Genomic DNA, 25520 nt, shown 5'->3' on the forward strand with positions numbered 1-25520 from the left:
AGATTCTTTTCTTTTATATGTTATATTATGATTTCTTCCACAGACCGCCCATCTGTTTCGCCTAAATTGACCCCTAATAATGTAGCAAAGGTTGGACCTTCATCAACTAGATGCATGGATGCTATTTCTGTATCGGGGCGAATGCCTTTACCTTTTGCAATGAAAACGGTTGTGTACTTTTCCTTGGCAGGTGAGTAGCCATGACTACAATATGTATACCGCCGTTCTTCTACATCTTCTTTGGTGATTGACCGAATATACGATGTATCATGGCATTCCTTGAAATAAAAGCCTTGTCTTGCTTCAATCATTAAGAATGCTAATTCGTCTGCTCCTTTTTCTTTTGCATGAGCATTAGTAAAGACCTGTTCGATTCCATTCTTTGTTTCTTTTAGTAACTTTTCAAACAAATTGACAACCATCTCTTTCGTTTCTTTATCTTTTTGATTTTTTATATAGATATAAGCAGAGCCATCACAGCTTTTACAATATGCTTTCCAATCAATGACTTTGCCCTTATTATTAACCTTTAGTAATCCCATTTCCTTAAGAAGAACGTTAGGATGAATAGCCTTAGACTCATCAAGCGCACTGTGATCTCCTAATGCAACAATAGTAGCCCTATCCTCCAATCCAGCTTTTTTTATTGCTCCAATAATCTTTCCTAATCGTTGATCATGACGATAAAGAGCAGCTTTGGCTTCTTCAGAGGAAAATCCGTGATAATGTCTTTGTGTATCTAGGTCTGTAAGATGAACGAGTAAAAGATTTGGTTTTTTTGAGATAATAGTGGAGACCGTCGATTCTACTACAAAGTCATCTAATTCAGGCTGACTTAAGCCATTGCGAATGTGACCATGCTTTCGATTCATTTCTAATTGGTATAATGGGCTGCCATTCCATAACGAAACAGCGATTTGATGGTGCCATAAACGATTTGCAAAAATTTCAGGCATATTATATTTGATTTTGGCCTTGGCAGTGACAGGCCATAGGAGAGCTGCAGTTATTAATCCAGCTTTTCTAGCTTCATCATAAAGTGTAGTACCTGTAATAAACTTTCGATGCCAGTACCAATCAGGAGAAAGGACACCGGGTTGTAAAAGCGTGTTATTAACGATTCCATGTGTATTAGGAAAGTTCCCTGTAACAATGGTAGTATGACATGGATAAGTAACGGATGGATAAATCGTTTCAACATTCTTGCAGAATGCGCTCCTAGACAATAGGTTTTTAAAGTTTGGTAGCTCCTTAAGCATATGAAAATCAAGTGAAGATAAGCAATCAAATGAGATAACAATTAAATGATCAGTAACTCTCTCCATATTAAGACCTCCCAAAAAGAATGACTTATACACCTTTTCTCATTATATAGGCTATAAGATTTATATGTAATAAGTTTGATATGATACAATAAGTTAAAAAAGAAAACCTCTAGATAGGAGGGAGGCACACAACATGAAGATTACTCAACAAATGATAAAAGCACGATGCGGTGAGGTCTCCTTCAAAAAGGGGGATTCTTTTTATCGTTCAAATAAAGTGTTGATAGAAAGCTATTCAGAAGAAGAATGTAAAGCGAAAGTAGTAGTTGGAAGCGAGGAATTTAATGTTTTCCTAGTAGTACCTACAAACGGTAAGATTCACACAGAGTGTAGCTGTCCGAAGCTAGCATCCTATAACAAGGACTGTCAGCATGTTGCAGCCGTACTAACTGCTATTCAGCATAAACAATCAAATGATTTATTCTCCTTATTCCAAAAAGAATCAAAAAAAGAGAGTGGGCATCAACGTCATTTTGAAACACGTGAAGTGTTAGATACTCGCTTTACCTTTCACCTTATAGACAAGGCACCTAATCATCATGTCATAGGTGTCACTCTTTTTATAAATCAGCTCAAAGTAGAAAAAAGCAGGGAATTGCTTAAAAGGATAAAGGGTTCAGAACCATTTAGGATTTCTTCAACTTTCACCTATAATCCTGATAATCATTGCTTTGAACAAAGCGCTAATCAAATCCTATGGCTTCTTATAGACATGATTGATAATGAGCTATCTTCTACGAACGAAGAGAATGCACTCATTGTTACTCCAGCAGCCTGGCGTCAAATAGAAGAAAAGCTACCATTAGAAAATACCAATGTTCAGGATGGGGAAATATTTTTTAAAGCGTATGTTAGACAAGAGCAATTACCGTTATCTTTCCTTTTAAAGAAAGGTGACCCAGAGGGATATACATTACACACACCCTCTATTCATAAAGCAAAGGTTCTCGTACAGTATGAATGTGTAGTGATAGAGGGTAAGCTTTTTCGATTGAATTATCATGATTGCAAAAGGCTCTCTGAACTAAAAAATATGACAAAACAAGCTCGTGAATTCATCCCAATTATGGACAACCAATTAGGCTTCTTTTTAGAGAAGGTGGTACCAGGCTTAAAACAGTTAGGAAATGTTTTAATCGACGACAATATAACCAATTCTCTCATTAAAGCACCCCTCGTAGCTAAACTTTATTTAGACAGGGTGAAAAACCGACTACTAGCAGGACTAGATTTCCATTATGAAAACATCATTCTATCTCCTTTTCAAAAGAAAGAACCGAGCAAACTTATTGTTAGGGATACTAAAAAAGAAGAGATCATCCTATCTATTATGGAAGAAGCCAATTTTGTCAAAACAGAAGAAGGCTACTATTTACAAAATGAAGAACAAGAATATCATTTTTTAACAACGTTACTGCCAAAGCTAGAAAAATTGACTCGAATCTATGCAACAACTGCTGTTAGAAATCGGATTTTCAAAGGGACCTTCAAGCCTCAAATTCGAGTGAAAATGAACAAAGAACGAACAAACTGGCTAGAATTTACGTTTGATTTAAAAGGGATAGCAAATGAAGAAATTAAAGAAGTTCTTATAGCATTAGAACAAAAAAGAAAATATTATCGTTTACGCAATGGTTCCTTGCTTTCATTAGAAACAAGAGAAGTGGAGGAAATACAAGCCTTTCTTCGATCCGCACAAGTGGATGGTCAAGACCTTCTTTTAGGGGTTTCAGTCCCTATAAATCAAGCTTTAGAGCTATTAGACCACGTAGAAGGTAGTTCAGCGTTTATGTTAGAAGCTTCATTCCAAGAATTTTTAGACACGCTTAAAAATCCAGGGAAATTGACGTTTTCAATACCTGATCCATTAAATACAATTTTAAAAGAGTATCAAAAACAGGGATTTAACTGGATGAAAACTCTCTCTTATTATGGATTTGGAGGAATCTTAGCCGATGACATGGGACTCGGAAAAACCATTCAGAGTATAAGCTTTATCCAATCAGAGCTTAACACCATTCGATATGAAAAAAAGCCTGTTTTAATCGTTAGCCCTTCGTCGGTCACCTACAATTGGTTACATGAGTGTAAAAAGTTTGCACCTGAAATAAAAGCCGTGGTTTTTGACGGACCGAAACAAAAACGTACGGAACTTCAAAGTAAGTGGATAGATGCAGATGTAGTGATTACTTCCTATCCATTAATAAGAAAGGATCAGAAATGGTATGAGAAACAAAGATTCTCGACCGTTATTTTTGATGAAGCACAAGCCTTTAAGAATCCATTAACTCAAACGGCAAAAGCGGTAAAGAAAATACAAGCAGAAAATCGTTTCGCCTTAACAGGAACACCCATTGAAAATTCAAGGGAAGAATTATGGTCTATCTTTCATGTTGTATTTCCTAACCTTTTTCTCGGTTTAAAAGAATTTAGTCAACTTTCAAAAAAAGCCGTTACGACTCGCGTTCGTCCATTTATCTTGAGAAGAATGAAAGAGGATGTCCTAGACGCTTTTCCGAAGAAAAAAGAAATAACTGAAAGTGTAGAACTACTTCCAGAGCAAAAGAAGCTCTACACAGCTTACTTGGCTAAATTAAGACACGACACCTTAAAACATTTAGATAAGGAAACCTTTTATAAAAATCGGATAAAAATTCTAGCAGGATTAACTCGCTTACGTCAAATTTGCTGTCACCCTCAGCTTTTTGTAGATGGATATAAGGGGGGATCCGCCAAATTTAATCATCTTTTCACCATAGTCAAAGAAGCTAAAATGGCTGGTAGGCGAGTACTCATTTTCTCACAATTTACAAAAATGCTCGATTTAATAGGGAAAGAGCTTACCGAAAATGACACAACCTTCTTTTACTTAGATGGTCAAACAGAAGCGGATGAACGAGTGAAGTTATGTGATCGATTTAATCAAGGAGAGCGGGATTTTTTCTTAATTTCTCTTAAAGCAGGAGGGACCGGGCTTAATTTAACTGGTGCTGATACCGTGATTTTATATGATACATGGTGGAATCCTGCAGTAGAGGAGCAGGCAGCAGACCGAGCACACCGAATTGGTCAGAAAAACACTGTTCACGTCATTAAATTACTAACATCAGGGACAATTGAAACAAAGATCAATGATTTACAGGAGAAAAAGCGGAATCTTGTCGAAGAGCTGTTGGATTTTGAAAAAGGGGAGCTTACTAGCTTTAATGTAGATGAGGTCAAAGAATTATTAAAATAATACTGTCTTTGAAGAGGGTCGCAAATCCCCCTCCATAAAATTTTTCTACTGATAAAGAGTGAATTACCTAAAAAAACGCCAACTAGTTGGCGTTTTTTTAATTGTTCTAGTATTAAGCTTCAGTAGCCTTCGTCTTATATTTGTCGACAAGAAGCAGACACCTTAGAATAATTTAGCAATCAAAATCAACACATATTAAATCGGTAATTCCGATTTCTTTCAAATAGGCTAAAACAGCTTGATGCTTTGGGTGAGGACCATATACTTCAAGAGCTTCACGATCGTCAAATCGTACCGTTAATCCAACTTCATAGCCTTTATTGCGATCAGAGAAGTTCATACCTGCTTGAATATCAATAATTCCAGGAATTTCTTCCTTAAGAGCCTTTAAGCGAGAAATAGCTTCCTTTTTTTGATCATCTGTTGTTTGTTCACTGAATGTACATAGGACTATATGTTCTACCATGTTATTTCCTCCTCTTAACTATTCAACTCATTATGGCATACGTTACTATTGGAGGGCGATTTTGAAGACTTACAGAGTAATTATAAAGTAACTCAAACTTCCCATCTAAATGAGTAGGTAAAAGCCTTGAGATTGTAAAGATAGAAGACTTCATTAGGTTTCTTGACATATCGTCAAGTATGGGCTGATTAATTTAATTTCATTTGGTGATAGTTAACATATAATAGAAAACAGGATTAGGTCTATTTCATTTCAAAAGTTAACTAACTTTCTGAGTTAATAATATAGTTCGTGCAACAGACTATCATGTTAGTAGCTGTTGAGGGATGGTCATTTATTTGCCACATGAAGGGTAGACCATTATCTATAGATCATATAGGTCAATCTACATTATTACGTAAAATATAAATTTGACGTAATAATTAACTTACATTACAATGATAATTAGAATTTCACTTATCGAGGTGTTTAAATAATGGCTAATGAATCTCAACAACAGCATTACAAAAAACTCAAACTACTTCTTAAAGATCTACCTTGGTATGTTGAAGAATACATTGACCATAAGCGTAGAAAATTATCTGCAGCATCACTGCTTAATTATTGTCATGACTATAAGATCTTTTTTCAATGGCTTGTGGCTGAGCAGTTTTATAATGGGCCAGTTCAGAAGATTCCCTTAGAGCTTTTAGAAACACTAACAGTTCAGCAAGTTGAAGGGTTTCTACATGCATTGCAGTATGAACTACATAATAAAGAGATCACGGTAAACCGAAAGTTATCTGCACTAAAATCTCTATTTAATTATTTGCAAAATATTGCAGAAACGCGCGATTTAAAGCCTTATTTACAGCGAAATGTTATGGCTAAAATAGAATTTAATGAGCTTAAGGAGAGCATGGAAACCATTGCGAACAAAATGGAAGGTAAAATTCTTCTTGGAGATGAATACGAGAAATTCAGAAGGTTTGTTGCTTTTGAATACGGAGAAATGGTTAAAGAGAATAATAAGCTTCATAACTTCTACAAAGTTAACCAAGAGCGTGATACAGCTATAGTCTCACTTATTTTAGGATCAGGTTTACGGCTTTCAGAGGTTGTAAACCTTGACCTAGATGATATTGATTTTGGTAAATATTCTGCCCGTGTTATTCGTAAAGGTAATAAAGAGCAATACGTATTTTTTAGTAAAATCGCTATGGATGATCTTCAAGAATATTTAAACATCCGCGAAGCACGTTATCAAGTTGAAAAAAACAACAAAGCATTATTCGTTGCGGCTTCTATGGGACCTAAAGGAAAATCAAGGCGATTAACAGCAAGATCAATTGAGAAACTAATTGAAAAATACGCAAATGCTTTCGGAAAACCCTCATTATCTGTCCATAAATTACGGCATTCCTTTGCTACACGCTATCACTCTGAAATAAACGATGTACCAAAACTTAGAAGACAGCTCGGCCATTCCTCTATCCAAACAACCATGATCTACACACACATAAGAAACGATGATCTAAAAAGTGCAGTAGACCGAATGGATATGCCTAAAGATAAGTAATGCCAATGAATTAAATGGATTCAATTTCCTCTTCAAAATAAAATGTATTTGGATACTCTTTTAGTGTATAAGAGTATCTTTTCATATTTGCAACATAACTGTATTTGCTAATTGTAACCGTTTCTTTTGAGGCCTTAAGAACGACCTTTTCATTAACTTCAAATTTATTATGTTTATTTTTCATTGTTTACCAACTTTCTAAGATAATATTTATTATCTCATAAATGAGTGGATAGTTCAGTTATATTTTTAATTTTTAACATATAAACACTAATTTAATCATAAAAAAACCACGTGAACGTTTTCATATCTAGCTAATGAATAAATTGATCAAAAGAAGCCTTAATACAAATGTATGGATAAAAAGGCGAAGGTAGAGCTTGTGAAGACCCGATAAGTAACAGGTGTTAGAAGAAAAAGACGAATGAGATGTCCTGACAAAGACGTAGATATTAGAGCATAGTAAGTGAGAGTACAATTGGTTACAGAACAGTAAAACGAGTATTTTAAATTCTAGTTTACATAATATATATTCTCGGAAGTTAATCTTTTTTAATAATTCCCGTCTCAATACCTAAGATTACTTAAGTAAATGAGACAGAAAATAAAATTTGTTACAAGTAATGATGGTTTTTACCCTAATGATACATCTAATATCATCATCACTACAAAACCAATCATTAAACTCATCGATGCTAAATCTGTATTGTTATTTTCCTGTGAGCCTGGAATAACCTCTTCTGCAACAACAAAAATCATAGCCCCTGCAGCAAAGCTAAGTGCATATGGTAAGATCGGTTCTACAAATACAACTGCTAGTGCTCCGATTATAGCTGCAATTGGTTCCACCATGCCAGAGAATTGTCCATAGAGAAAGCTTTTTCTCCTTGACATCCCGTCTCTTCTTAATGGCATTGATACAGCCACTCCCTCAGGAAAATTTTGAATCCCTATTCCAATCGCTAATGCAATTGCACCAGATAATGTTGCAGATTCAAATCCTACTGCCACTGCCCCAAACGCTACCCCTACTGCTAATCCTTCAGGGATATTGTGAAGAGTAATTGCTAAAACCAATAAAGTACTTCGACGTTTATTGGCAGGATGTATTCCTTCTGCTTGCTCTATCGGCTTTTCAGGATGCAAATGAGGTAATAATTTATCAATGACTAATAAGAATATACCACCTAACAGAAACCCTATTGCTGCTGGGATCCATGAAGGTAGACTTCCTCCCTCCCCCATTTCAAGTGCAGGAGCTAGTAAAGACCAGAAGCTAGCAGCAATCATTACTCCACCAGCAAAGCCCATCATACTATCTAAAAATTTATGATTAACAGTTTTTACAGTAAACACCAATGCCGCCCCTAACGCAGTCATTCCCCATGTAAATAGCGTTCCCAAGGTTGCCTGTGAAACAGGAGACAATGTAGTGAACCATTCAATCAAGTTAATACCTCCTCTTTTTACAGGTTTAATTTGAACGATAAAGGCTGTATAGATGATTCTATACCTTTTTTTCAAGTATGTAAAAAAGATAACTCATACCTTCTTCAAAATACTCAAAAAAATTCCCTCCTTTTACACAACATTCTTCTCTAAATGAAGATCTTTACTGGCCCGATTCTAATAATTCAACTTTAGTTACAGGAAAAAAGAACATTTGTTCTCCACCTCGTATTTTTAGCATATTTCACCTAAAACATCCTTGTAACTAGTCATTTTTTACCAGTTATGTTCATTATAAGTACTCTTTTATCGATATTCTGGTCAATTACCCTATTTAATGTACCAATTAACCAATCTTATGTTAGCTAAGCTAATTTCTCAGCCTCACGATTGTACTTTCCATAGCACTTCCACAAGGAACATATGTTCTATACCTCGAAGATTTAGCATTTTCTCCAAAAAAATCCACGTAACTAGTCATTTGAACTAATTACGTGGATTTTTTACTTACTTATTTATTCTTTTAAGTCTTCAATTGAATCAATTTCCATGTAAGTTGGAACAACTAAACCAGTTTTTGCTCCTTCTAGGTTTGGACCTAAATCTTCAAATTGACCATCATATTTTTCATATTGGTCTGCATGTGTTAAGGGTAACCACCCAGCAATATGAGCATCAACACTTCCATCCGCTACACCAGCCCACATCGGTCCGGCTTCAACTTGGCTTAGTGTTACATCATAGCCTAAGTCTGTTAATACATTTGCAAGAACGTTCGTACTAGCAATCGTACTATCCCAAGCGACATAAGCGAATTTAACTTCTTCTCCATTCCCTGCTTCTACACCTTCAGTCCACTTTGCAACCTTGTCTTCATTCTCTTCAATCCAAGCTGCAGCAGCCGCTTCAGGTTCTTCACCATCCTGTATTGCACTCATGATGACTCCCATGTCGTCTGGCGTCCAATGAAATTGATCAAGAACTTTATGTACATTAGGTAAATCTTCTTTCAAGCCATTACGTACAATAGAATGGATCGTTTCTTCCTCCCCGTATACACCTATAGGATCTTCCAAATATTTTAGGTCAAATTTAGAGAATTTCCAATGTGGTGTCCAGCCAGTTACGATGATCGGCTCTTCTTTATCATACGCTTTCTTTAATGCTGCGGTCATGGCTGCACCAGAGCCTTCGATTACTTCCCAATCTTCTAGCTCGTAATCCTCAATAGCTTTCGTTGTTGCCTTCATGATACCTGCACCAGGATCAATTCCTGTAATCTTATAATCTAGTGATTCACCAATAGATGCATTGCTGCCTTCTGTACTTGTTTCTTCTCCACCACTACATGCTGCTAATCCTAACGTTAATCCTAAAGCGACTGTTAGTCTTGAAAATTTTGAACTCATTACCATTTTTCATTTCCCCCTAATTTGTTTTTGTTTTTCCTATATTTTGAGTAATCCGATCTAGTATAATCGCAATGATTACGATTGCTAGACCAGCTTCAAAACCTTTACCAGTTTGTAATTGAGTAACTGCTCGATAAACATCTGCACCTAACCCAGGTGCACCAACCATTGATGCAATTACTACCATTGATAGAGCTAACATAATACTTTGGTTTATCCCTGCCATTATGGTTGGCAAGGCTAATGGCAGCTGTACTTTTAGTAGTTTTTGACTTGTAGTAGAGCCAAATGCCTGTGTTGCCTCAATTAAATCCTCTGGAACTTGCTTTATCCCTAGAATAGTTAAACGAATGGTTGGTGGCATTGCAAAAATAACGGATGCAACTACACCTGGTACTACACCAATATTAAAAAAGAAAATAGCTGGTAATAAATAAACAAATGCTGGCATTGTTTGCATAAAGTCTAATAATGGCGTAACAATTTTACTAACGACTTCACTTTGAGACGCCCATATTCCAATCGGAATACCAAGAATTATAGATATGCCGACTGAAGTTAATACGAGTGCTATTGTATCAAGCATGTTTTCCCAATATCCAAGATTATCAATTAGTAGTAAGCCAATAAGTGTAAACACGGCCATTCTCCAGTTAGCAACCTTCCAAGCTACTATACTAATAATGATGACTAATAAAATGATTGGGACAACTCCTAAGCCTAGAACGATACCCTCTACAAACGATTCAAGTCCTGTAGCAATTCCTTCAAATAAAGGTTCGAAATTTGCTACTAGCCATGCTACTAAGGCATCAATCCAATCCCCAAGTGGTAGCTTTGGTAAGATGTTTTCCATTACAATACCTCCATTTCTACACGATCAGGGAGTGTATTGCTTTCAACTTCATTTATATATGTACTATTTCCAGCTAAAGCTCCAATTACAGCACCTTTAATAACAATCCCTTTTAAACGATTTTGATCATCAACAACTGCAACTGGTGTTGTAGAGGTTGATACATCTTCAAAAAGATCAATTAACAATGTTTCTGGTGAAACAATTGTCACATTCTTTTCAACAACATCTTCTAGTGATCTGTTTTCTTCGATAGCACGTTTAGCTTCTTGAGCAGATACTACACCTGTTAATTTCTTTTGTTTGTTTACAATATATACAGATGAGATACCGTTGTCTTGCATGATTTTCAGAGCTACTCTTGCACCTTTTTCTACCTGAACTGTTTCAGCACGCTTCATGACATGAGCTGCTGTTAACACCTTCGATAGGTCTACATCCTCAACGAATCGTTCGACATATTCATTTGAAGGATTCATTAAAATATCTTCAGGAGAACCTATTTGTACTATATTCCCATCCTTCATTAGTGCAATGCGATCACCAATTCTTAGAGCCTCGTCTAAATCATGTGTAATGAAAATAATTGTTTTTTCCATTGTTGATTGAAGCTCTAACAATTCGTCTTGCATATCTTTTCTAATAAGAGGGTCTAATGCACTAAACGCTTCATCCATCAACAATATGTCAGGATCATTTGCTAATGCTCTTGCAAGACCTACCCTTTGCTGCATTCCACCACTTAACTGACTTGGTAGCTGATTTTCATAGCCTTCAAGTCCAACTAGCTTTAATGATTTTAATGCTTTTTGTTTACGTTGTTCTTTTTCTACACCTTGTATTTCCAAGCCATATTCTGTATTCGCTAGGACTGTTCGATGTGGAAATAGTGCGAATCGTTGAAAGACCATACTCATCTTTTCACGGCGGACATTTCTTAACTGTTCCTTATTCATAGAAACAATGTCCTGTCCATCAATAAAGACCTGTCCACTTGTCGGCTCAATTAATCGGTTAAACATTCGAACAAGCGTCGATTTCCCGCTCCCCGAGAGTCCCATAATAACGAAAATCTCACCTGGATAGACTTCAAAGTTTGCTTGATTCACACCGACAGTTGCTCCAGTTTCTTTTAATATCTCTTGCTTTGTCTTACCAGCTTTTAAAAGCTGCGCAGCTTTTTTTGACTGTTTTCCAAAAATCTTACTAACATCACTTACTTTAATTTTAAATGGTTGAACATTATTACTCATTTTTCCACCTCGTTATTTTACTTATGAACGTTTAAAAGATATCATCTCCCTTTTGTCAATAGTAAATGATTACTAACTAACACTCTTACTAGTATAAATATATGACAAATTCATGACAAAGCGTAAATATCCTGAAATACTCTTGTAAACTTTGTACAGAAAATACTGTACGTACTTTATATTTCGAATTCTTAGAATCCCTTCAATATGCTCTTATTTGATTCCCTTTACATTACATAGGGTTGTATGTATGCTAGATTATAAGAAAAGGATGTGAAAGGGTTTGCACGATAAAGAAATCATTGAAAAGGCTCGCGAACGAGTTATTGAAGCTATATCTCAAAATATGAATTTATATGGAGTGACACCTTCTGTGGGTCGACTTTGGGGATTGCTCTATTTTCAGAATCAACCTATGTCACTTGATGGAATGAAACATGAATTAGAAATGAGTAAGACAAGTATGAGTACTTCAGTTAGAAGTTTAATGGATATTAATATGGTTGATAAAGTATGGGTAAAAGGATCGAGGAAGGATTACTATGAAGTTCAAGAAGATTGGTATCAAACATTTATTGATTTTATGACCATTAAATGGAGAAATGGGGTCATTATTAATGTGTCCGCCATTGAAAAATCTTTACATGAGCTTAATGATCTTTTAGAAAACGAGAACTTGTCTCAAGAGCTTGAAATGGAAGTGAAAAGTGATATAACTAAATTACATCAATCATTGGAGTATTATGATTGGATGAATCGTTTAGTTGATAAATTTGAATCTCATGAAATCTTTGACTTTGTTCCTAAAAAGAGGTAGGTTACATCTGGTAATCTACCTCTTATTTAGAACAAAAAAATGTCAATATATATTACTTTTCAAATGGCTAAAAAAGGTTTATGATATCGGTATTGAATAGCAAGGGAGTGACGTTATTGATTCGGCTAAATAAATGGACATATGGGCTTTTATTATGGTTTTTCATTGTTTCTGTCTTTTCAATAAACGTTACAATGGATGCCTATATGCATACTAACACCCTAGCTGTTGAGGTTGAAGAAGGTTTTTCCTTAAAACTAAGTGATGAAAGCAGTAAAAACATTCCATTGTTCTTTCAATCACATGCTATGGAAATGAAGTTTATTCTTCTTGCGGTGACGATGCTTTTTATCCACCGACAAAAAAACCTTACTTTACACTTAAAATGTATGTTACATGCCGTTTTCTATCAATCTTCGTATTTATCAAATAAACATCTTTCCTCAATATACATTTAATAAAGGAGGCTAAAAAGATGTTTATTCTTAGATTTCTACCTATTATATTATTCTCTGCGACAGCTATTAGCTTATTCACATATCAAGGTATCGAGATTTTCCATGCATTGAGTGAACTTTTTAACAAAAAAGCATAATTAGCTTAAGCATCTACTGACATAAAAAGGTATGGTCCCGCTAGGGAGACCATACCTTTTTTTATTCTTGTGGCTTGCTTAGCCATGTTTCACTGACAGAGCCTGAATCCTCTTCATCTACTACAAATGATCCATTGCTATAACGATCATTTGCTCGTAATGATTGAATATCTACTTCCTGAACGATACCTTGGCCTGTCTTTACAACAAATACTTCTTTACCATAAACAATATGAGCCCCCACAATCCGATGAGGATTATTTTTTAGCTCTCTCAACATGATTAAGCCTCGTTTTGCTCGAGATGATTTTTCAAAATCTGTTAATGTCATTTTTTTCACTGCTCCTCTTTGAGTGGCAATGACCAAAAACGCTTTTTTATTCGGTGTTAATATTTGACCACTTACTACATAGTCATCTTCTTTTAAATTAATTCCCTTCACACCAGCTGCTCTTGGACCTACGATATTCACTTCTTCCTCGGTAAACCACAAGCCATATCCAAGATGAGTAATAAGGAATAAGTCATCCTTCCCACTTGTAATATGTACATCGACAACTTGATCTTCGCCTTTTAGGTTAACAGCTACTAGTGGTTTTGAATATCTTTGAGCTTTATATTGACTTAGCTCCGTCTTCTTTACCATTCCTTGTTTTGTAATAAACGTTAAGTAGTGCGGTTCTTCAAAGTTCTTCACTGGTATTGCCTTTAAAATTTCTTCATCACGGTCAATCGGGATAATGTTAGCAATATGCTGACCAAGATCCTTCCACCGGATATCAGGCAATTCGTGTACTGGACAATATAGATAATTCCCTTTGTTCGTAAATAACAAAACAACTTCTGTCGTGTTTATATCAAATTGATATAACAAACGATCTGTTTCCTTCATTCCAAAATCCTGACCATTTGACGCTGCATAAGAACGTTGACTAGTTCTCTTCACATAGCCATCCTTTGTTACTGTCACAATAACATCCTCTGAAGCAATCATAACCTCTAAGTTAATCTTTATTTCTTCAATTTCAGCTTCAATAACAGAACGACGAGCATCAGCATACGTCTTTTTCACTTTTTTTAGATCTGTTTTAATAACCTTTAGTAACACCTTTTCATCATTTAAAATACTTGTTAGCTCATCAATTTTTTTATCAAGCTCTTCCGCTTCATTTGTTAAAGCAGTTATGTCTGTATTAGTTAAACGATAAAGCTGTAACGATACAATTGCTTCCGCTTGAGGTTCTGTAAATTGATACTTTGAAATTAAGTTATCCTTCGCATCACGTTTATCCTTTGAAGCACGAATTGTCGCGATAACTTCATCTAAAATCGATAATGCTTTTATTAAACCTTCAACGATATGTTGACGCTCACGTGCTTTACGTAATTCATAATTCGAGCGATTTGTCACAACTTCTTTTTGATGTCCAATATAGGCATCTAGTATCTTTGGTAAGCTCATTAAAGTTGGTCTACGATTATGGATCGCTACCATGTTAAAGTTATAAGGAATTTGTAAGTCACTATTTTTATATAAATAATGTAGAACGCCTTCTGCATTGGCATCCTTTTTTAATTCAACCACTATTCGTAAGCCTGTACGATCCGTTTCGTCTCGAACTTCTGCAATACCTTCTACTTTTCGTTCAATTCGGAACTCATCCATACGTTTGACAAGATTGGCTTTGTTTACTTCATAAGGAATTTCTGTGATGACGATTTGTTGCTTGCCACCTCGTACATCCTCAATTGCCGCTTTTCCTCGTAAAATAATTTTCCCTTTTCCTGTTTCGTAGGCTTTTTTTATTCCTTCTACACCTTGAATAATACCGCCAGTTGGAAAATCAGGACCTTTTATTACTGACATTAAGTCATCTACTGTACAAGAAGGATTGTCCATTCGCTTGATGACAGCATCGATGACCTCCCCAAGGTGATGAGGTGGAATTTCTGTTGCGTAGCCTGCTGATATCCCGGTAGAACCATTTACAAGTAAATTGGGGAACATCGCAGGAAGGACTAATGGCTCACTACTTGTATCATCAAAATTAGGTACGAATTCAACCGTTTCTTTTTCAATATCTCGTAATAGTTCAGATGCAATAGCAGAAAGTCTTGCTTCGGTATAACGCATTGCTGCTGGAGGATCACCATCAATACTTCCATTATTACCATGCATTTGAATTAAAAGATTACGTACTTTCCAGTCTTGACTCATCCTCACCATTGCATCATAAACAGATGTGTCTCCATGCGGATGATAATTACCAATTACGTTTCCGACTGTTTTTGCTGATTTTCGGTAATTTTTATCATTTGTATTCCCATCAACGTGCATCGCATATAAAATTCTACGTTGTACAGGCTTTAAGCCATCTCGTGCATCAGGTAGTGCACGATCCTGAATAATATATTTACTGTAACGACCAAAACGGTCACCAATTACATCTTCAAGAGGTAAATCTCGAAATATTTCTACTGACTCTGCCAAAACCTATGCCTCCTCTGTGACCGATAAATGCTCATTTTCTAATATATTTGTTTCTTCGTCTAAGCCAAATGCGACATTGCTTTCAATCCATTTACGTCTAGGTTCTACTTTATCACCCATTAATGTTGTAACACGACGCTCTGCTCGTGCTGCATCATCAATTTTTACGCGGATAAGCGTTCTAGACTCAGGATTCATCGTTGTTTCCCATAGTTGATCTGCATTCATTTCCCCAAGACCTTTATAGCGCTGAATCATATAGCCTCTACCAACTTTTGCTATCGCAGCATCTAATTCATCATCAGACCAAGCATATTCTACGACTTCTTTCTTTCCTGCTCCCTTGCTCACCTTATAAAGAGGTGGAAGGGCAATAAACACTTTTCCTGCTTCTATTAGCGGTTTCATATAGCGATAAAAGAAGGTTAAAAGGAGAACTTGAATATGTGCTCCATCCGTGTCTGCATCTGTCATGATTATGACTTTATCATAATTCACATCTTCAACTAAAAACTCAGCACCAACACCTGCACCAATCGCATGAATGATCGTGTTGATTTCCTCGTTTTTGAAAATATCTGCTAATTTCGCTTTCTCTGTATTAATTACTTTCCCTCGAAGCGGTAACACAGCTTGGAACCTGCGATCCCTTCCTTGCTTCGCTGAACCACCTGCAGAATCACCCTCAACTAGGTACAATTCATTTTTCATTGGGTTACGAGATTGAGCTGGTGTAAGCTTTCCACTTAAGGTTGTTTCGGAGCGTTTACGCTTCTTTCCACTTCTTGCTTCTTCACGTGCTTTTCTTGCCGCTTCACGTGCTTGAAACGCTTTAATCGATTTTTTCACAAGTAACGTACCTGCATCAGGATTCTCTTCTAGGAAATACGATAAGTTTTCAGATACAATAGCATCAACCGCAGACCTTGCTTCACTTGTACCAAGCTTCCCTTTCGTCTGTCCTTCAAACTGAAGAAGCTCTTCTGGAATACGTACAGATACTATTGCAGCTAAGCCCTCACGAATATCAGAGCCTTCTAGGTTTTTATCCTTTTCTTTTAACAAACCCGTTTTTCTAGCATATTCGTTAAAAGCTCTCGTCATCGCTGTCTTTGAACCCGCTTCATGAGTTCCGCCATCTTTTGTACGAACATTATTTACAAACGATAAAATATTTTCTGAGTAACCATCATTAAATTGAAAAGCAAAATCTACTTCAATGCCATTTTGTTCTCCCTCAAAAGAAACAACGGGATGTAGGGCATCTTTTTCTTCGTTTAAATAAGTAACAAAGGCTTCAATTCCTGTTTCATAATGGTAGACTTCACTTTGATCATGACGTTCATCTATTAACTCAATTTTAAACCCTTTTAATAAAAAGGCTGATTCACGCAAACGCTCGCTCAATGTTTCAAAATTATACGTCGTTGTACTGAACATAAGAGGATCTGGCTTAAAATGAATTCTCGTTCCGGATTTGTTAGTTTTCCCTTTCTTCTCAAGAGTTGTAACAGGCTTACCGCCATTCTCAAATCGTTGTTCGTACGTAAAGCCATCACGCTGTATGGTTACAACAAGCCATTCTGACAACGCATTAACTACAGAGGCACCAACACCATGTAATCCACCGCTTGTTTTATAACCACCTTGTCCGAATTTTCCACCTGCATGAAGGACAGTTAAAATAACCTCTGGAGTTGGTTTGCCAAGTTTATGCATACCGGTTGGCATTCCTCGTCCTTTATCTTGAACAGATATACTATTATCTTTATGTATTTTTACAATGATATGATCACCATAACCTGCTAACGCTTCATCAACAGAGTTATCGACAATTTCATAGACGAGATGATGTAAGCCACGGCTATCCGTGCTACCAATATACATCCCTGGACGCTTTCTTACAGCCTCTAAACCTTCAAGGACCTGTATAGCGTCATCATTATAATCAAATTGTTGCTTATTACTCAAACGACTAAACCCCTTTCAAATGACACACAATCAAATTAATACATTGAATTAGAACGCATGTTTTAGTATTTTAAACAATAATTTGCGTATCGACAACCCGCTCCTAATAGAAAAACTAGTGTAACGCCAAGATCTAATCGTGTAGCCTTCGTCATCTAAGTAATCTAAAAGTAAAACAAACTTATATTATTTGTTCGTTATTATCGTGCAAATTAAACATTATCCCATGTTTTATTGTATATGGTAATTCACGTTTAGCAAACACTATTCGTTGAATAAAGTAAAAAATCCTTGTTTTTCCAAGGATTTTTTACTCATTACCGTATTTTTCACTTCGTCATGGCATGCTCCACTTTAATACAGCGATCCATAATCACTGTTTTATCGTTCTCCTTCAATAACTCATACGCTTCTTCATTTTCTAATCCTAATTGTGCCCAATAAATATCCGCATCAATTTCAAGGAATTCCTTTGCTACATCGAGCAAATGCTCAGACCGACGAAATACATTTACAATATCAACATGCTCACTAATGTCTTTTAAAGAAGCTACAGCTTTTTTCCCTAACACCTCATCAACAGTAGGATTCACTGGGATGATATCGTATCCTGCATCCTGCATAGCTTTACTAACCATATAAGATGTTCGTTCAGGATTATTAGATAATCCTACAACAGCGATTTTTTTACTTGTTTTTAAAATTTCTCCAATCTCTTGACGTGATGGGTTTTGAATTGCCATAGTCTCCAGCTCCTTTTTTCTACATCATAGCAAGATTGCCGCTCCGCTACAATAATTATGATTGCTATCTAATATGCACATTTCTTATTTTTATATTCGAAGATTGATTTTTGATGTTTTTTTATTCTATCTAGAGTTTTTTCGTTTTATCGTGATAGAATAAAAGGAGAATACGTAAAGGAGCACTCATATGATTGAAGCATTAATTTTTATAATAGCGTACCTTCTTGGCTCAATTCCCTCGGGCCTTATTGTCGGTAAAGTTGGCTATGGAATTGACATAAGAGAGCATGGAAGTGGAAATTTAGGGGGAACTAATACATTTAGGACTTTGGGTGTTAAAGCAGGCTTAATTGTAACAATAGCAGATATTTTAAAAGGTACTCTTGCAGCCTCATTACCACTTATTTTTGGAAACAATGAATTGAATCCTCTTATCGTTGGTATTTTTGCTGTTGTTGGTCATACATATCCAATTTTCGCAAAGTTTAAAGGTGGAAAAGCTGTTGCTACTTCTGGCGGACTATTATTATTCGTTGAGCCTATAATGTTTCTAACAATGTTAGCAGTCTTTTTCCTTGTCCTATTTCTTTCAAAATATGTTTCCCTTTCCTCTATGTTAGCAGGAGTGTATGGAATTATTTACAGTCTATTTACAGGGAATATTGGCTTAATCATTGTAATATCATTATTAACTGGATTTGTTATTTATCGTCATCGAGCAAATATCAAACGTATTATTGATAAAACGGAACCTAAGGTAAAATGGCTCTAAAATAGTTTACGTAACACGTCCAAAAAGATTTAGCCACAAGTATGTGGCTTTTTCTATGATTGTTAAGGAAGTTGGATGAGTAGCGAATCCATTATGTGTATATTAAACTGTACATAAGTTTGTCTCCTCTTTTAGAGGGGAAGATATAAGTAAACCTACATAGGAGTGATTAAGATGAATTTAATGATTAATGAACATGCTGCTAAATGGTATATAGATGAGCTAATGCTTGAAAAAGGTGATAATGTTCAATTTTTTGTGCGTTATGGGGGTTGTAGTAATGTGCAAAAAGGTTTTTCACTTGGTGTTGTAAAGCAAAATCCAGAAGAAGTTGGTTCGAGTGTTGAAGCTAATGGTATTACATTTTTTGTAGAAAAACGTGATTTATGGTATTTTGATGGCCACGATTTACGTGTTGAACTTGATGAAAGTGAACAAGAGCCTGTATTTCATTACGAAAACGGAAAAGAAAGTTAAAGGAATTAAACAAACGAGAGCGGACTTCCTACTACGCTTTACTTAAAGAAAAACCATCTTTATAGCAAAAGAAGAAATTATGCTTGTCTAAGAAAAGAGTTTGGTACCTGATGCAGACCACGTAAACTACGAACAAAATAGCCACTAGATGTTAATGCTTGGATATTCTTAATCCAAGCATTTTTTTACATTTTATTAGTCTGCACATCCTTTAAATTGAGAGTCGTTTCCATTAAATAGAGCATACCAATATAAACTGGTATGCTAATACAGAATTACACTATATTCTTCTTGATATAAAATCTTTTCATTTGATCCTCTAAGTTATAATACTCTAAGATTTCGCGTTGTTTATCACCTAATAGATCAAAATGAGGGTATTGTTTGTAGTAGTGAATCCACTCTTTTTTTAAATCAAAGGTCTCACCCCATGAGATGAGCTTCTCTATGTCATAACAGCCTACTTTTGTTACAGAATTCACACTTGGAAAACGGTCATCCTTCCAAAAATGCGTTAAAAAAGCAATTTCACCGTTTGACACACTTTTTTTCCAATCTGCCAATTCTTTACGAGTTATTCCAAAGGCCATCTTTATTTTTTCGCCTTTTCATAAGCCTCATGCCAGTCTGGAAACAGCTTTCTAAATTTGACAGGTCTAAATGTCTCTTTATGGACACAAACATGGCTAGATGTTGCTTGAACAGCTAGTTCACCAGTCGGTGTGTAAATTTCATATCCATAAACGCTTTTCATTCCATTGTATTCCTCTATCCACGTATGGACCATTGCTGTCTCACCGTATTTAAGAGGTTTTTTATAGCTTATATCCAGGTCAATGACTGGAGCAATAATACCTTGAGCTTCCATACCTGCATAAGTAAAACCAAGATCTTGGATTAATTTTGTTCGACCAAGTTCCATCCAAATTAAGTAGTTCGCATGGTACACAACACCCATTTGATCAGTTTCTGCATATCGAACTTCTATCTCTTTCTTTGCTACATGCATTTCTTTCTCTCCTTATCATCCATCATATGTACATTCTATATCAAGAATATCATATCGATTTCTATTATGAAAAACATATGCAAAAAAAATAACCAGGCTTTAGCCTGGTTATTGATCATGACGATAGCCGCTTTCACGTGCTTGAGCTTCGTCTTTAATTTCATTTCTCATAGCATTGATACTTTCTTCACGACGAAGATTTTTCGCTTCAATTCTCTCACGCTCTTCTGGATTTGCAAATTGAAGAGAATCTTGAGCTTCTTCAATATTTTCAATTGTGTTTTGTACCATGCTTTGTAGCTTTTCTACGTTATCAGATCGATCATCTGGATTTGGTTTTGTATGCTTTGGCATATATAATCTCCCTCTCTTTAAGCTTAGAATTAAGTCACTAGCAGACGCTAATGAACAATTATAGTCTGCTTAATAATGAACCAAACTAACCAATAATTTCTCAAGGAGACTATTCGCCTTTTGTTTGAATTACTTGTGCATGTTCACCAGATGTATCTTGCATTTTTTTCCCTTTATTATTACCGAAGCCTCTTGGTTTCATGCCAACATGTGCAGGATTGTAGTGTGATTGTTTATCATTTTGGTTTGTCATCTTTTATCCCCTCCTTATGCTTTATATTGCCCTAAATAGGAGGATGAATGACTAGAAATGCTTGCTAATCTAACTTTTTTAATAACCTTTGCTCCCAACGATCTTCAAGACGTTGTAACGCCTCTTTATCGCTTAAAAGCTGCTGTTTATTTTCACTTACTAATTCTTCAAATGTTTTCTTTCGATTTTTTCTCATATGGTGTACACCTCCAGATTCATTAGTAAAAGGTTACCCAATTTTCTGAAATCTTAAAACATTAATAATAAAATTTATTTACATTTTATAGAGGTACTATGAAAGAACTAGAAGAGAGAACATGCTAGTGATAGGAATATCTAAAAGTAGGTCTTCAGAGGTCAATACCTTTTACTACTACTCACTGTCAAGGTTAGAAAGTCTAAGGCTTTTTTTTATAAATCAAAAAAGAAAATAAAAAATCAAGGAACAAACAGCCTTGATTTTCACAATCCTCTTATAAAGGTATTCATTTGTTCATAAGTTAGAGCACCGACAAACTTTGTTTGAATAATCCCTTCTTCATCTATAAAGTATGTTGTAGGGTAAGAAATAATTTCAAATTGATTATTAATTTTCCCTTTTTTATCTAAAAGAATAGGAAAAGTTAAATTTAATTCGTTAACAAAGCTTTCTACGGTCTCTATATTCTTCTCAGAGCTTGTCAGATTTACTGCAGCAACAACTACCTCACCATTATAGTCATCGTAAAGTTTCTGCATATCAGGCATCTCAGAGCGGCAAGGCGGGCACCATGTAGCCCAAAAGTTTAACATTACTTTTTTTCCTTTAAGATCTGCTAAGCTCATTTCTTCTCCATTGATTGTAGTTAATTCAAAGTTCGGTGCAGCACTACCTTCACTAACTCCCACTTTCTCTTCAGCTGGATTAATTGCGTAAAATACTGCATACCCTATTAAAAAAACAAGGATAGATATGGCCAATACTTTTTTCATTATATTTGAAGTACCTCCTGAACTAATGACAAAATAACTATTTTATTTAATTGAAACAAAACAGCAAATAAACAAGTAATAACTGTAATGGATAGTAGTACATTTTTTAATGATTCATTCTTTACCCAGACTATCCATACTAAATAGATCAATATGAGGAATAAACCAACATAAACACCTCTTATCCCTCCTGTTAAAAAAAACCAGTTTGTAGTTAATAGCAGCTCAGGCCGAAATAGAACGACACTAAATTTATAGCTTATGAAGAGAAGGAAAACGAAAGTCCAGTAATGTTTCTTTAAAAATACATTTAGATGATGATCTTTACTAAATGCATCAAGAATGAAATATGTAAATAAAAAAGTAAGAACAGAAACTAAGATAAAATATTGAATGGTAAAAGGACCTAATTGAAAAGCATCGTACATTTTTGGTCCCCCTTTTACTCTTTCTCACATCTATTTAACCACGTAATATCCAAATGAACAATGTAAATAAATTGAATTTCCTGTGAATCATTTGCTTATGAATAAATGCAAATCTTCAATTTAATGAAAACTTATTAAATAGAACAATCTTACTAGGTACCTAGTACTAAAAAAAAAAGAGCGGAAAATCCGCTCTTTTTATCATCTATTATTTTTTCAATTTATCACGAAGAACCATTTGCAGAATACCACCGTGACGATAGTAATCAATTTCAACTTCACTGTCGAAACGAACTAGTACGTCAAATTCTTTTTTGTTACCAGCTTCGTCAGTTGCAGTAACTTTAACGTAATCACGTGGTTTTACTGTTTCATCAATTTCAACTTCGATTGTTTCTTTTCCAGTTAAGCCTAGTACTTCAGCATTTTCTCCATCTTTAAATTGAAGTGGAAGTACACCCATTAATACAAGGTTACTACGGTGAATACGCTCGAAGCTCTCAGCGATAACAGTTTTGATCCCTAATAGATTTGTTCCTTTGGCTGCCCAGTCACGAGAGCTACCCATACCGTAATCTTTACCAGCTAATACAACGAGACCAGTTCCATCTTGCTTATAATCCATGCATGCATCATAGATGGACTTCACTTCACCAGTTGGCCAGTAAGTTGTATAACCTCCCTCTGTTCCAGGAGCAATTTGGTTTTTAATACGGATATTCGCAAAAGTACCTCTCATCATTACTTCATGGTTACCACGACGTGAACCATATGAGTTAAACTCTCTTGGAGTTACGCCATTAGCTTGTAAGTATAAACCAGCTGGAGTATCTTTTCCGATTGATCCTGCAGGTGAAATATGATCTGTCGTTACTGAATCACCAAATTTGGCAACAACACGTAATCCTTCAAGTGTTTCCACTTTTCCAGGTTCCGCTTCAAGGCCCTCAAAAAACGGAGGATTTTGAATATATGTTGATGATTCGTCCCATACATATAATGCTTCATCTGTTGTTTCAATTTGATTCCAACGTTCGTTATCATCAAATACTTGCTCATATTCTTTCCTAAATAACTCAGGAGTAACTGTTTTGTTAACAACTGCATTAATTTCTTCTGTAGTTGGCCAGATATCTTTAAAGAATACGTCATTGCCATCTTTATCTTTACCAAGAACATCACTTTGTAAATCTACATTAACAGTTCCAGCTAATGCATACGCAACAACTAGTGGTGGTGATGCTAGGTAGTTACCTTTTACAAGTGGATGAATACGACCTTCAAAGTTTCGGTTACCTGACAATACTGAAGTTACTAATAAATCATTAGCAGCAACTGCTTCTTCGATCTCATCAGCTAATGGACCTGAGTTACCGATACATGTAGTACAGCCATATCCAACTAAGTTAAATCCTAATTTTTCTAAATGTGGTAAAAGACCAGAATTTTCTAGGTATCCAGTTACGACTTTAGAACCAGGTGCTAACGAAGTTTTTACGTATTTAGGAACTTCAAGTCCTAGCTCAGTTGCTTTTTTCGCAACTAGACCTGCAGCGACTAATACATAAGGATTTGATGTATTTGTACAGCTAGTAATTGCAGCAATCGCAATGGCACCAGTTTTCATGTTTGTTTCTTCACCATTTTTGAATTTCACAGTGATTTCTTTGTCAATCTCTGACTTTTCTAAACCAAAGCCTTGGTTACCGGCAGGAGCAACTAAATGCTCATGGAAAGTAGTCTTCATGTTTGACAGTGGAATTAAATCTTGTGGACGTTTAGGACCAGAAAGATTCGCTTCAATTTCAGAAAGATCAATTTCAACTACTTTAGTGAAAACTGGATCTTCGTTTTCAGGCGTAAAGAATAGTCCGTTTGCTTTGCAATATTCGCCAACTACTTGGATTTGTTCTTCGTCACGACCTGTTAAGCGCATGTAATTAAGAGCTTCTTCGTCAACCGGGAAGAAACCACATGTTGCACCATATTCAGGAGCCATGTTAGCAATTGTCGCACGGTCAGCAAGTGGAAGCTGTGCTACACCTGGACCAAAGAACTCAACAAATTTGCCAACAACGCCTTGTTGACGTAATACTTGCGTTACTTTTAATGCTAAATCAGTAGCAGTTGTTCCATTCGGAAGCTCACCAGTTAATTTAACGCCAATTACTTCTGGTACTGGGAAATAAGAAGGTTGTCCTAACATTCCAGCTTCTGCTTCAATACCACCAACACCCCATCCTAGAACACCGATACCATTGATCATTGTTGTATGAGAGTCAGTACCTACTAATGAATCTGGGAATGCTTCATATTCTCCATCCTCATTTTGAACAGCGTGTACAACATTTGCTAAGTACTCTAAGTTAACTTGGTGTACGATACCTGTTGCAGGTGGCACTGCACGATAGTTATCAAATGATTTTTTAGCCCAGCTTAGGAATTTGTAACGCTCTGCATTACGCTCGAATTCAAGCTCCATGTTAAAGTTTAAGGCATCCATTGTTCCTGCCTTATCAACTTGAACAGAGTGGTCAATTACTAGATCCACCGGAATTTCAGGATTGATTTTATCTGGATCTCCACCCATATCAGCCATTGCTTTACGTAATGAAGCTAAGTCAACAACTGCTGGTACACCAGTAAAATCTTGAAGAATTACACGAGAAGGTTTAAAAGGTACATCAATATCCCTTTGCTCGCTTGTTCCCCATTTTGCTAAGTTTTCAACATGCTCTTTTGTAATTACTCTTCCATCAACTTGACGAAGGACAGATTCTAAAAGAACCTTTACAGAATAAGGTAAACGTGAAACGTTACCAATTCCAGCATCCTCTAATGCTTTTAATGAATAGTAGTTGTATGTTTTACCATTAACCGTAAAATTTTTACGTGATTGGAAAACATCTTTGTTCGTAGTCGTTTGATTGGTCATTACATTCTCCCCCTTAATAAGATCAAGATCGACTCTTGTCGAAGGGTGATACCCCGTTTTTAAAAAGTTTTCACAATTCAATCTTAATACAACTAGTAACATAAGTAAATAACAATGATGTTATTGATATGTATAAGTTTTAC

General features: G+C 35.7%; 24 protein-coding genes. 6 read left to right on the forward strand and 18 right to left on the reverse strand.

Annotated features, from left to right (window positions below):
- Positions 1-20: 20 nt before the first annotated feature.
- The gene (locus tag A9C19_RS10375; protein ID WP_072579878.1) at positions 21-1325 is read right to left on the reverse strand and encodes an alkaline phosphatase family protein; all 1305 of its coding nucleotides are present in this window, start codon (positions 1323-1325) and stop codon (positions 21-23) included.
- 133 nt (positions 1326-1458) lie between these two features.
- On the opposite strand from A9C19_RS10375, the gene A9C19_RS10380 reads away from it, so the two are divergent.
- Positions 1459-4563 carry a DEAD/DEAH box helicase gene (locus A9C19_RS10380; RefSeq protein ID WP_072579879.1) on the forward strand — a complete coding sequence of 1035 codons (3105 nt, stop codon included), beginning with the start codon at positions 1459-1461 and terminating at the stop codon, positions 4561-4563.
- Positions 4564-4735: 172 nt separating this feature from the next.
- Here the strand turns inward: A9C19_RS10380 and A9C19_RS10385 are convergent, their stop codons facing one another.
- Positions 4736-5029 carry a Dabb family protein gene (locus tag A9C19_RS10385; RefSeq protein WP_072579880.1) on the reverse strand — a complete coding sequence of 98 codons (294 nt, stop codon included), beginning with the start codon at positions 5027-5029 and terminating at the stop codon, positions 4736-4738.
- 475 nt (positions 5030-5504) lie between these two features.
- On the opposite strand from A9C19_RS10385, the gene xerS reads away from it, so the two are divergent.
- Positions 5505-6587, forward strand: a complete 1083-nt coding sequence (gene xerS / locus A9C19_RS10390) for a tyrosine recombinase XerS (protein WP_072579881.1) — start codon at positions 5505-5507, stop codon at positions 6585-6587.
- A 10-nt stretch (positions 6588-6597) separates the two neighbouring features.
- On the opposite strand, the gene A9C19_RS21995 is transcribed toward xerS, so the two are convergent.
- From A9C19_RS21995 to A9C19_RS10410, 5 genes are all read right to left on the reverse strand, one after another.
- On the reverse strand, positions 6598-6771 hold the full coding sequence (locus tag A9C19_RS21995) for a hypothetical protein (RefSeq protein ID WP_199445821.1): 174 nt from the start codon (positions 6769-6771) through the stop codon (positions 6598-6600).
- Between the two features lie 449 nt (positions 6772-7220).
- Complete coding sequence (locus tag A9C19_RS10395; RefSeq protein WP_267888755.1) at positions 7221-7967, reverse strand: ZIP family metal transporter; 747 nt, start codon at positions 7965-7967, stop codon at positions 7221-7223.
- A gap of 584 nt (positions 7968-8551) precedes the next feature.
- Positions 8552-9445, reverse strand: a complete 894-nt coding sequence (locus A9C19_RS10400) for a glycine betaine ABC transporter substrate-binding protein (RefSeq protein ID WP_072581837.1) — start codon at positions 9443-9445, stop codon at positions 8552-8554.
- Positions 9446-9464: 19 nt separating this feature from the next.
- Positions 9465-10304 (reverse strand): ABC transporter permease, encoded by an 840-nt coding sequence (locus A9C19_RS10405; RefSeq protein ID WP_072579883.1) that lies wholly within the window; start codon positions 10302-10304, stop codon positions 9465-9467.
- A complete protein-coding gene (locus A9C19_RS10410) occupies positions 10304-11557 on the reverse strand; it encodes a quaternary amine ABC transporter ATP-binding protein (RefSeq protein WP_072579884.1) in 1254 nt (417 codons plus the stop codon). Before A9C19_RS10410 ends, A9C19_RS10405 begins: the two co-directional genes overlap by 1 nt.
- A gap of 283 nt (positions 11558-11840) precedes the next feature.
- On the opposite strand from A9C19_RS10410, the gene A9C19_RS10415 reads away from it, so the two are divergent.
- Together A9C19_RS10415 and A9C19_RS10420 are read left to right on the forward strand one after the other, a co-directional pair.
- On the forward strand, positions 11841-12374 hold the full coding sequence (locus A9C19_RS10415; protein ID WP_072579885.1) for a GbsR/MarR family transcriptional regulator: 534 nt from the start codon (positions 11841-11843) through the stop codon (positions 12372-12374).
- A 116-nt stretch (positions 12375-12490) separates the two neighbouring features.
- On the forward strand, positions 12491-12832 hold the full coding sequence (locus A9C19_RS10420) for a hypothetical protein (protein ID WP_072579886.1): 342 nt from the start codon (positions 12491-12493) through the stop codon (positions 12830-12832).
- Between the two features lie 198 nt (positions 12833-13030).
- Here the strand turns inward: A9C19_RS10420 and parC are convergent, their stop codons facing one another.
- The 3 genes from parC to A9C19_RS10435 all read right to left on the reverse strand — a co-directional run bounded on the left by parC (position 13031) and on the right by A9C19_RS10435 (position 18174).
- Positions 13031-15460, reverse strand: coding sequence for a DNA topoisomerase IV subunit A (gene parC / locus A9C19_RS10425; protein ID WP_072579887.1), 2430 nt, complete (start codon positions 15458-15460; stop codon positions 13031-13033).
- Positions 15461-15463: 3 nt separating this feature from the next.
- On the reverse strand, positions 15464-17431 hold the full coding sequence (gene parE / locus A9C19_RS10430; protein WP_072579888.1) for a DNA topoisomerase IV subunit B: 1968 nt from the start codon (positions 17429-17431) through the stop codon (positions 15464-15466).
- A gap of 329 nt (positions 17432-17760) precedes the next feature.
- Positions 17761-18174, reverse strand: coding sequence for a CoA-binding protein (locus tag A9C19_RS10435; protein ID WP_072579889.1), 414 nt, complete (start codon positions 18172-18174; stop codon positions 17761-17763).
- Positions 18175-18364: 190 nt separating this feature from the next.
- Here A9C19_RS10435 and plsY point away from each other — a divergent pair, with 190 nt between their 5' ends.
- Both plsY and A9C19_RS10445 read left to right on the forward strand, forming a co-directional pair.
- A complete protein-coding gene (plsY, locus tag A9C19_RS10440) occupies positions 18365-18949 on the forward strand; it encodes a glycerol-3-phosphate 1-O-acyltransferase PlsY (protein WP_072579890.1) in 585 nt (194 codons plus the stop codon).
- Between the two features lie 174 nt (positions 18950-19123).
- Entirely contained in the window at positions 19124-19426 is a 303-nt protein-coding gene (locus A9C19_RS10445; protein ID WP_072579891.1) for a HesB/YadR/YfhF family protein, read from the forward strand.
- Between the two features lie 275 nt (positions 19427-19701).
- On the opposite strand, the gene A9C19_RS10450 is transcribed toward A9C19_RS10445, so the two are convergent.
- The 8 genes from A9C19_RS10450 to acnA all read right to left on the reverse strand — a co-directional run bounded on the left by A9C19_RS10450 (position 19702) and on the right by acnA (position 25377).
- Positions 19702-20016, reverse strand: coding sequence for a hypothetical protein (locus A9C19_RS10450; protein WP_072579892.1), 315 nt, complete (start codon positions 20014-20016; stop codon positions 19702-19704).
- 2 nt (positions 20017-20018) lie between these two features.
- Positions 20019-20435: a YbgC/FadM family acyl-CoA thioesterase gene (locus tag A9C19_RS10455; RefSeq protein ID WP_072579893.1), complete on the reverse strand. Its 417-nt coding sequence runs from the start codon at positions 20433-20435 to the stop codon at positions 20019-20021.
- Between the two features lie 108 nt (positions 20436-20543).
- Positions 20544-20789 (reverse strand): small acid-soluble spore protein Tlp, encoded by a 246-nt coding sequence (gene tlp, locus A9C19_RS10460; RefSeq protein WP_072579894.1) that lies wholly within the window; start codon positions 20787-20789, stop codon positions 20544-20546.
- A 109-nt stretch (positions 20790-20898) separates the two neighbouring features.
- Complete coding sequence (locus A9C19_RS10465; protein ID WP_072579895.1) at positions 20899-21042, reverse strand: acid-soluble spore protein N; 144 nt, start codon at positions 21040-21042, stop codon at positions 20899-20901.
- 64 nt (positions 21043-21106) lie between these two features.
- A complete protein-coding gene (locus A9C19_RS10470; protein ID WP_072579896.1) occupies positions 21107-21238 on the reverse strand; it encodes an FbpB family small basic protein in 132 nt (43 codons plus the stop codon).
- A gap of 266 nt (positions 21239-21504) precedes the next feature.
- Positions 21505-22017, reverse strand: coding sequence for a TlpA family protein disulfide reductase (locus A9C19_RS10475; protein ID WP_072579897.1), 513 nt, complete (start codon positions 22015-22017; stop codon positions 21505-21507).
- Positions 22014-22442, reverse strand: a complete 429-nt coding sequence (locus A9C19_RS10480; protein ID WP_072579898.1) for a hypothetical protein — start codon at positions 22440-22442, stop codon at positions 22014-22016. The genes A9C19_RS10475 and A9C19_RS10480 overlap by 4 nt, the downstream gene beginning before the upstream one ends.
- Before the next feature lie 208 nt (positions 22443-22650).
- On the reverse strand, positions 22651-25377 hold the full coding sequence (gene acnA / locus A9C19_RS10485; protein ID WP_072579899.1) for an aconitate hydratase AcnA: 2727 nt from the start codon (positions 25375-25377) through the stop codon (positions 22651-22653).
- Positions 25378-25520 lie beyond the last annotated feature (143 nt).

Source organism: Bacillus weihaiensis (assembly GCF_001889165.1).
Lineage (GTDB): Bacteria > Bacillota > Bacilli > Bacillales > Bacillaceae > Metabacillus > Metabacillus weihaiensis.

Bases quoted from the DNA above. Each gene is read 5' to 3' on its own strand.
- A9C19_RS10375 (WP_072579878.1), bottom strand. From the start codon at position 1,325: ATGGAGAGAGTTACTGATCATTTAATTGTTATCTCATTTGATTGCTTA.
- A9C19_RS10380 (WP_072579879.1), top strand. From the start codon at position 1,459: ATGAAGATTACTCAACAAATGATAAAAGCACGATGCGGTGAGGTCTCC.
- A9C19_RS10385 (WP_072579880.1), bottom strand. From the start codon at position 5,029: ATGGTAGAACATATAGTCCTATGTACATTCAGTGAACAAACAACAGAT.
- xerS (WP_072579881.1), top strand. From the start codon at position 5,505: ATGGCTAATGAATCTCAACAACAGCATTACAAAAAACTCAAACTACTT.
- A9C19_RS21995 (WP_199445821.1), bottom strand. From the start codon at position 6,771: ATGAAAAATAAACATAATAAATTTGAAGTTAATGAAAAGGTCGTTCTT.
- A9C19_RS10395 (WP_267888755.1), bottom strand. From the start codon at position 7,967: ATGACTGCGTTAGGGGCGGCATTGGTGTTTACTGTAAAAACTGTTAAT.
- A9C19_RS10400 (WP_072581837.1), bottom strand. From the start codon at position 9,445: ATGAGTTCAAAATTTTCAAGACTAACAGTCGCTTTAGGATTAACGTTA.
- A9C19_RS10405 (WP_072579883.1), bottom strand. From the start codon at position 10,304: ATGGAAAACATCTTACCAAAGCTACCACTTGGGGATTGGATTGATGCC.
- A9C19_RS10410 (WP_072579884.1), bottom strand. From the start codon at position 11,557: ATGAGTAATAATGTTCAACCATTTAAAATTAAAGTAAGTGATGTTAGT.
- A9C19_RS10435 (WP_072579889.1), bottom strand. From the start codon at position 18,174: ATGGCAATTCAAAACCCATCACGTCAAGAGATTGGAGAAATTTTAAAA.
- plsY (WP_072579890.1), top strand. From the start codon at position 18,365: ATGATTGAAGCATTAATTTTTATAATAGCGTACCTTCTTGGCTCAATT.
- A9C19_RS10445 (WP_072579891.1), top strand. From the start codon at position 19,124: ATGAATTTAATGATTAATGAACATGCTGCTAAATGGTATATAGATGAG.
- A9C19_RS10450 (WP_072579892.1), bottom strand. From the start codon at position 20,016: ATGGCCTTTGGAATAACTCGTAAAGAATTGGCAGATTGGAAAAAAAGT.
- A9C19_RS10455 (WP_072579893.1), bottom strand. From the start codon at position 20,435: ATGCATGTAGCAAAGAAAGAGATAGAAGTTCGATATGCAGAAACTGAT.
- tlp (WP_072579894.1), bottom strand. From the start codon at position 20,789: ATGCCAAAGCATACAAAACCAAATCCAGATGATCGATCTGATAACGTA.
- A9C19_RS10465 (WP_072579895.1), bottom strand. From the start codon at position 21,042: ATGACAAACCAAAATGATAAACAATCACACTACAATCCTGCACATGTT.
- A9C19_RS10470 (WP_072579896.1), bottom strand. From the start codon at position 21,238: ATGAGAAAAAATCGAAAGAAAACATTTGAAGAATTAGTAAGTGAAAAT.
- A9C19_RS10480 (WP_072579898.1), bottom strand. From the start codon at position 22,442: ATGTACGATGCTTTTCAATTAGGTCCTTTTACCATTCAATATTTTATC.
- acnA (WP_072579899.1), bottom strand. From the start codon at position 25,377: ATGACCAATCAAACGACTACGAACAAAGATGTTTTCCAATCACGTAAA.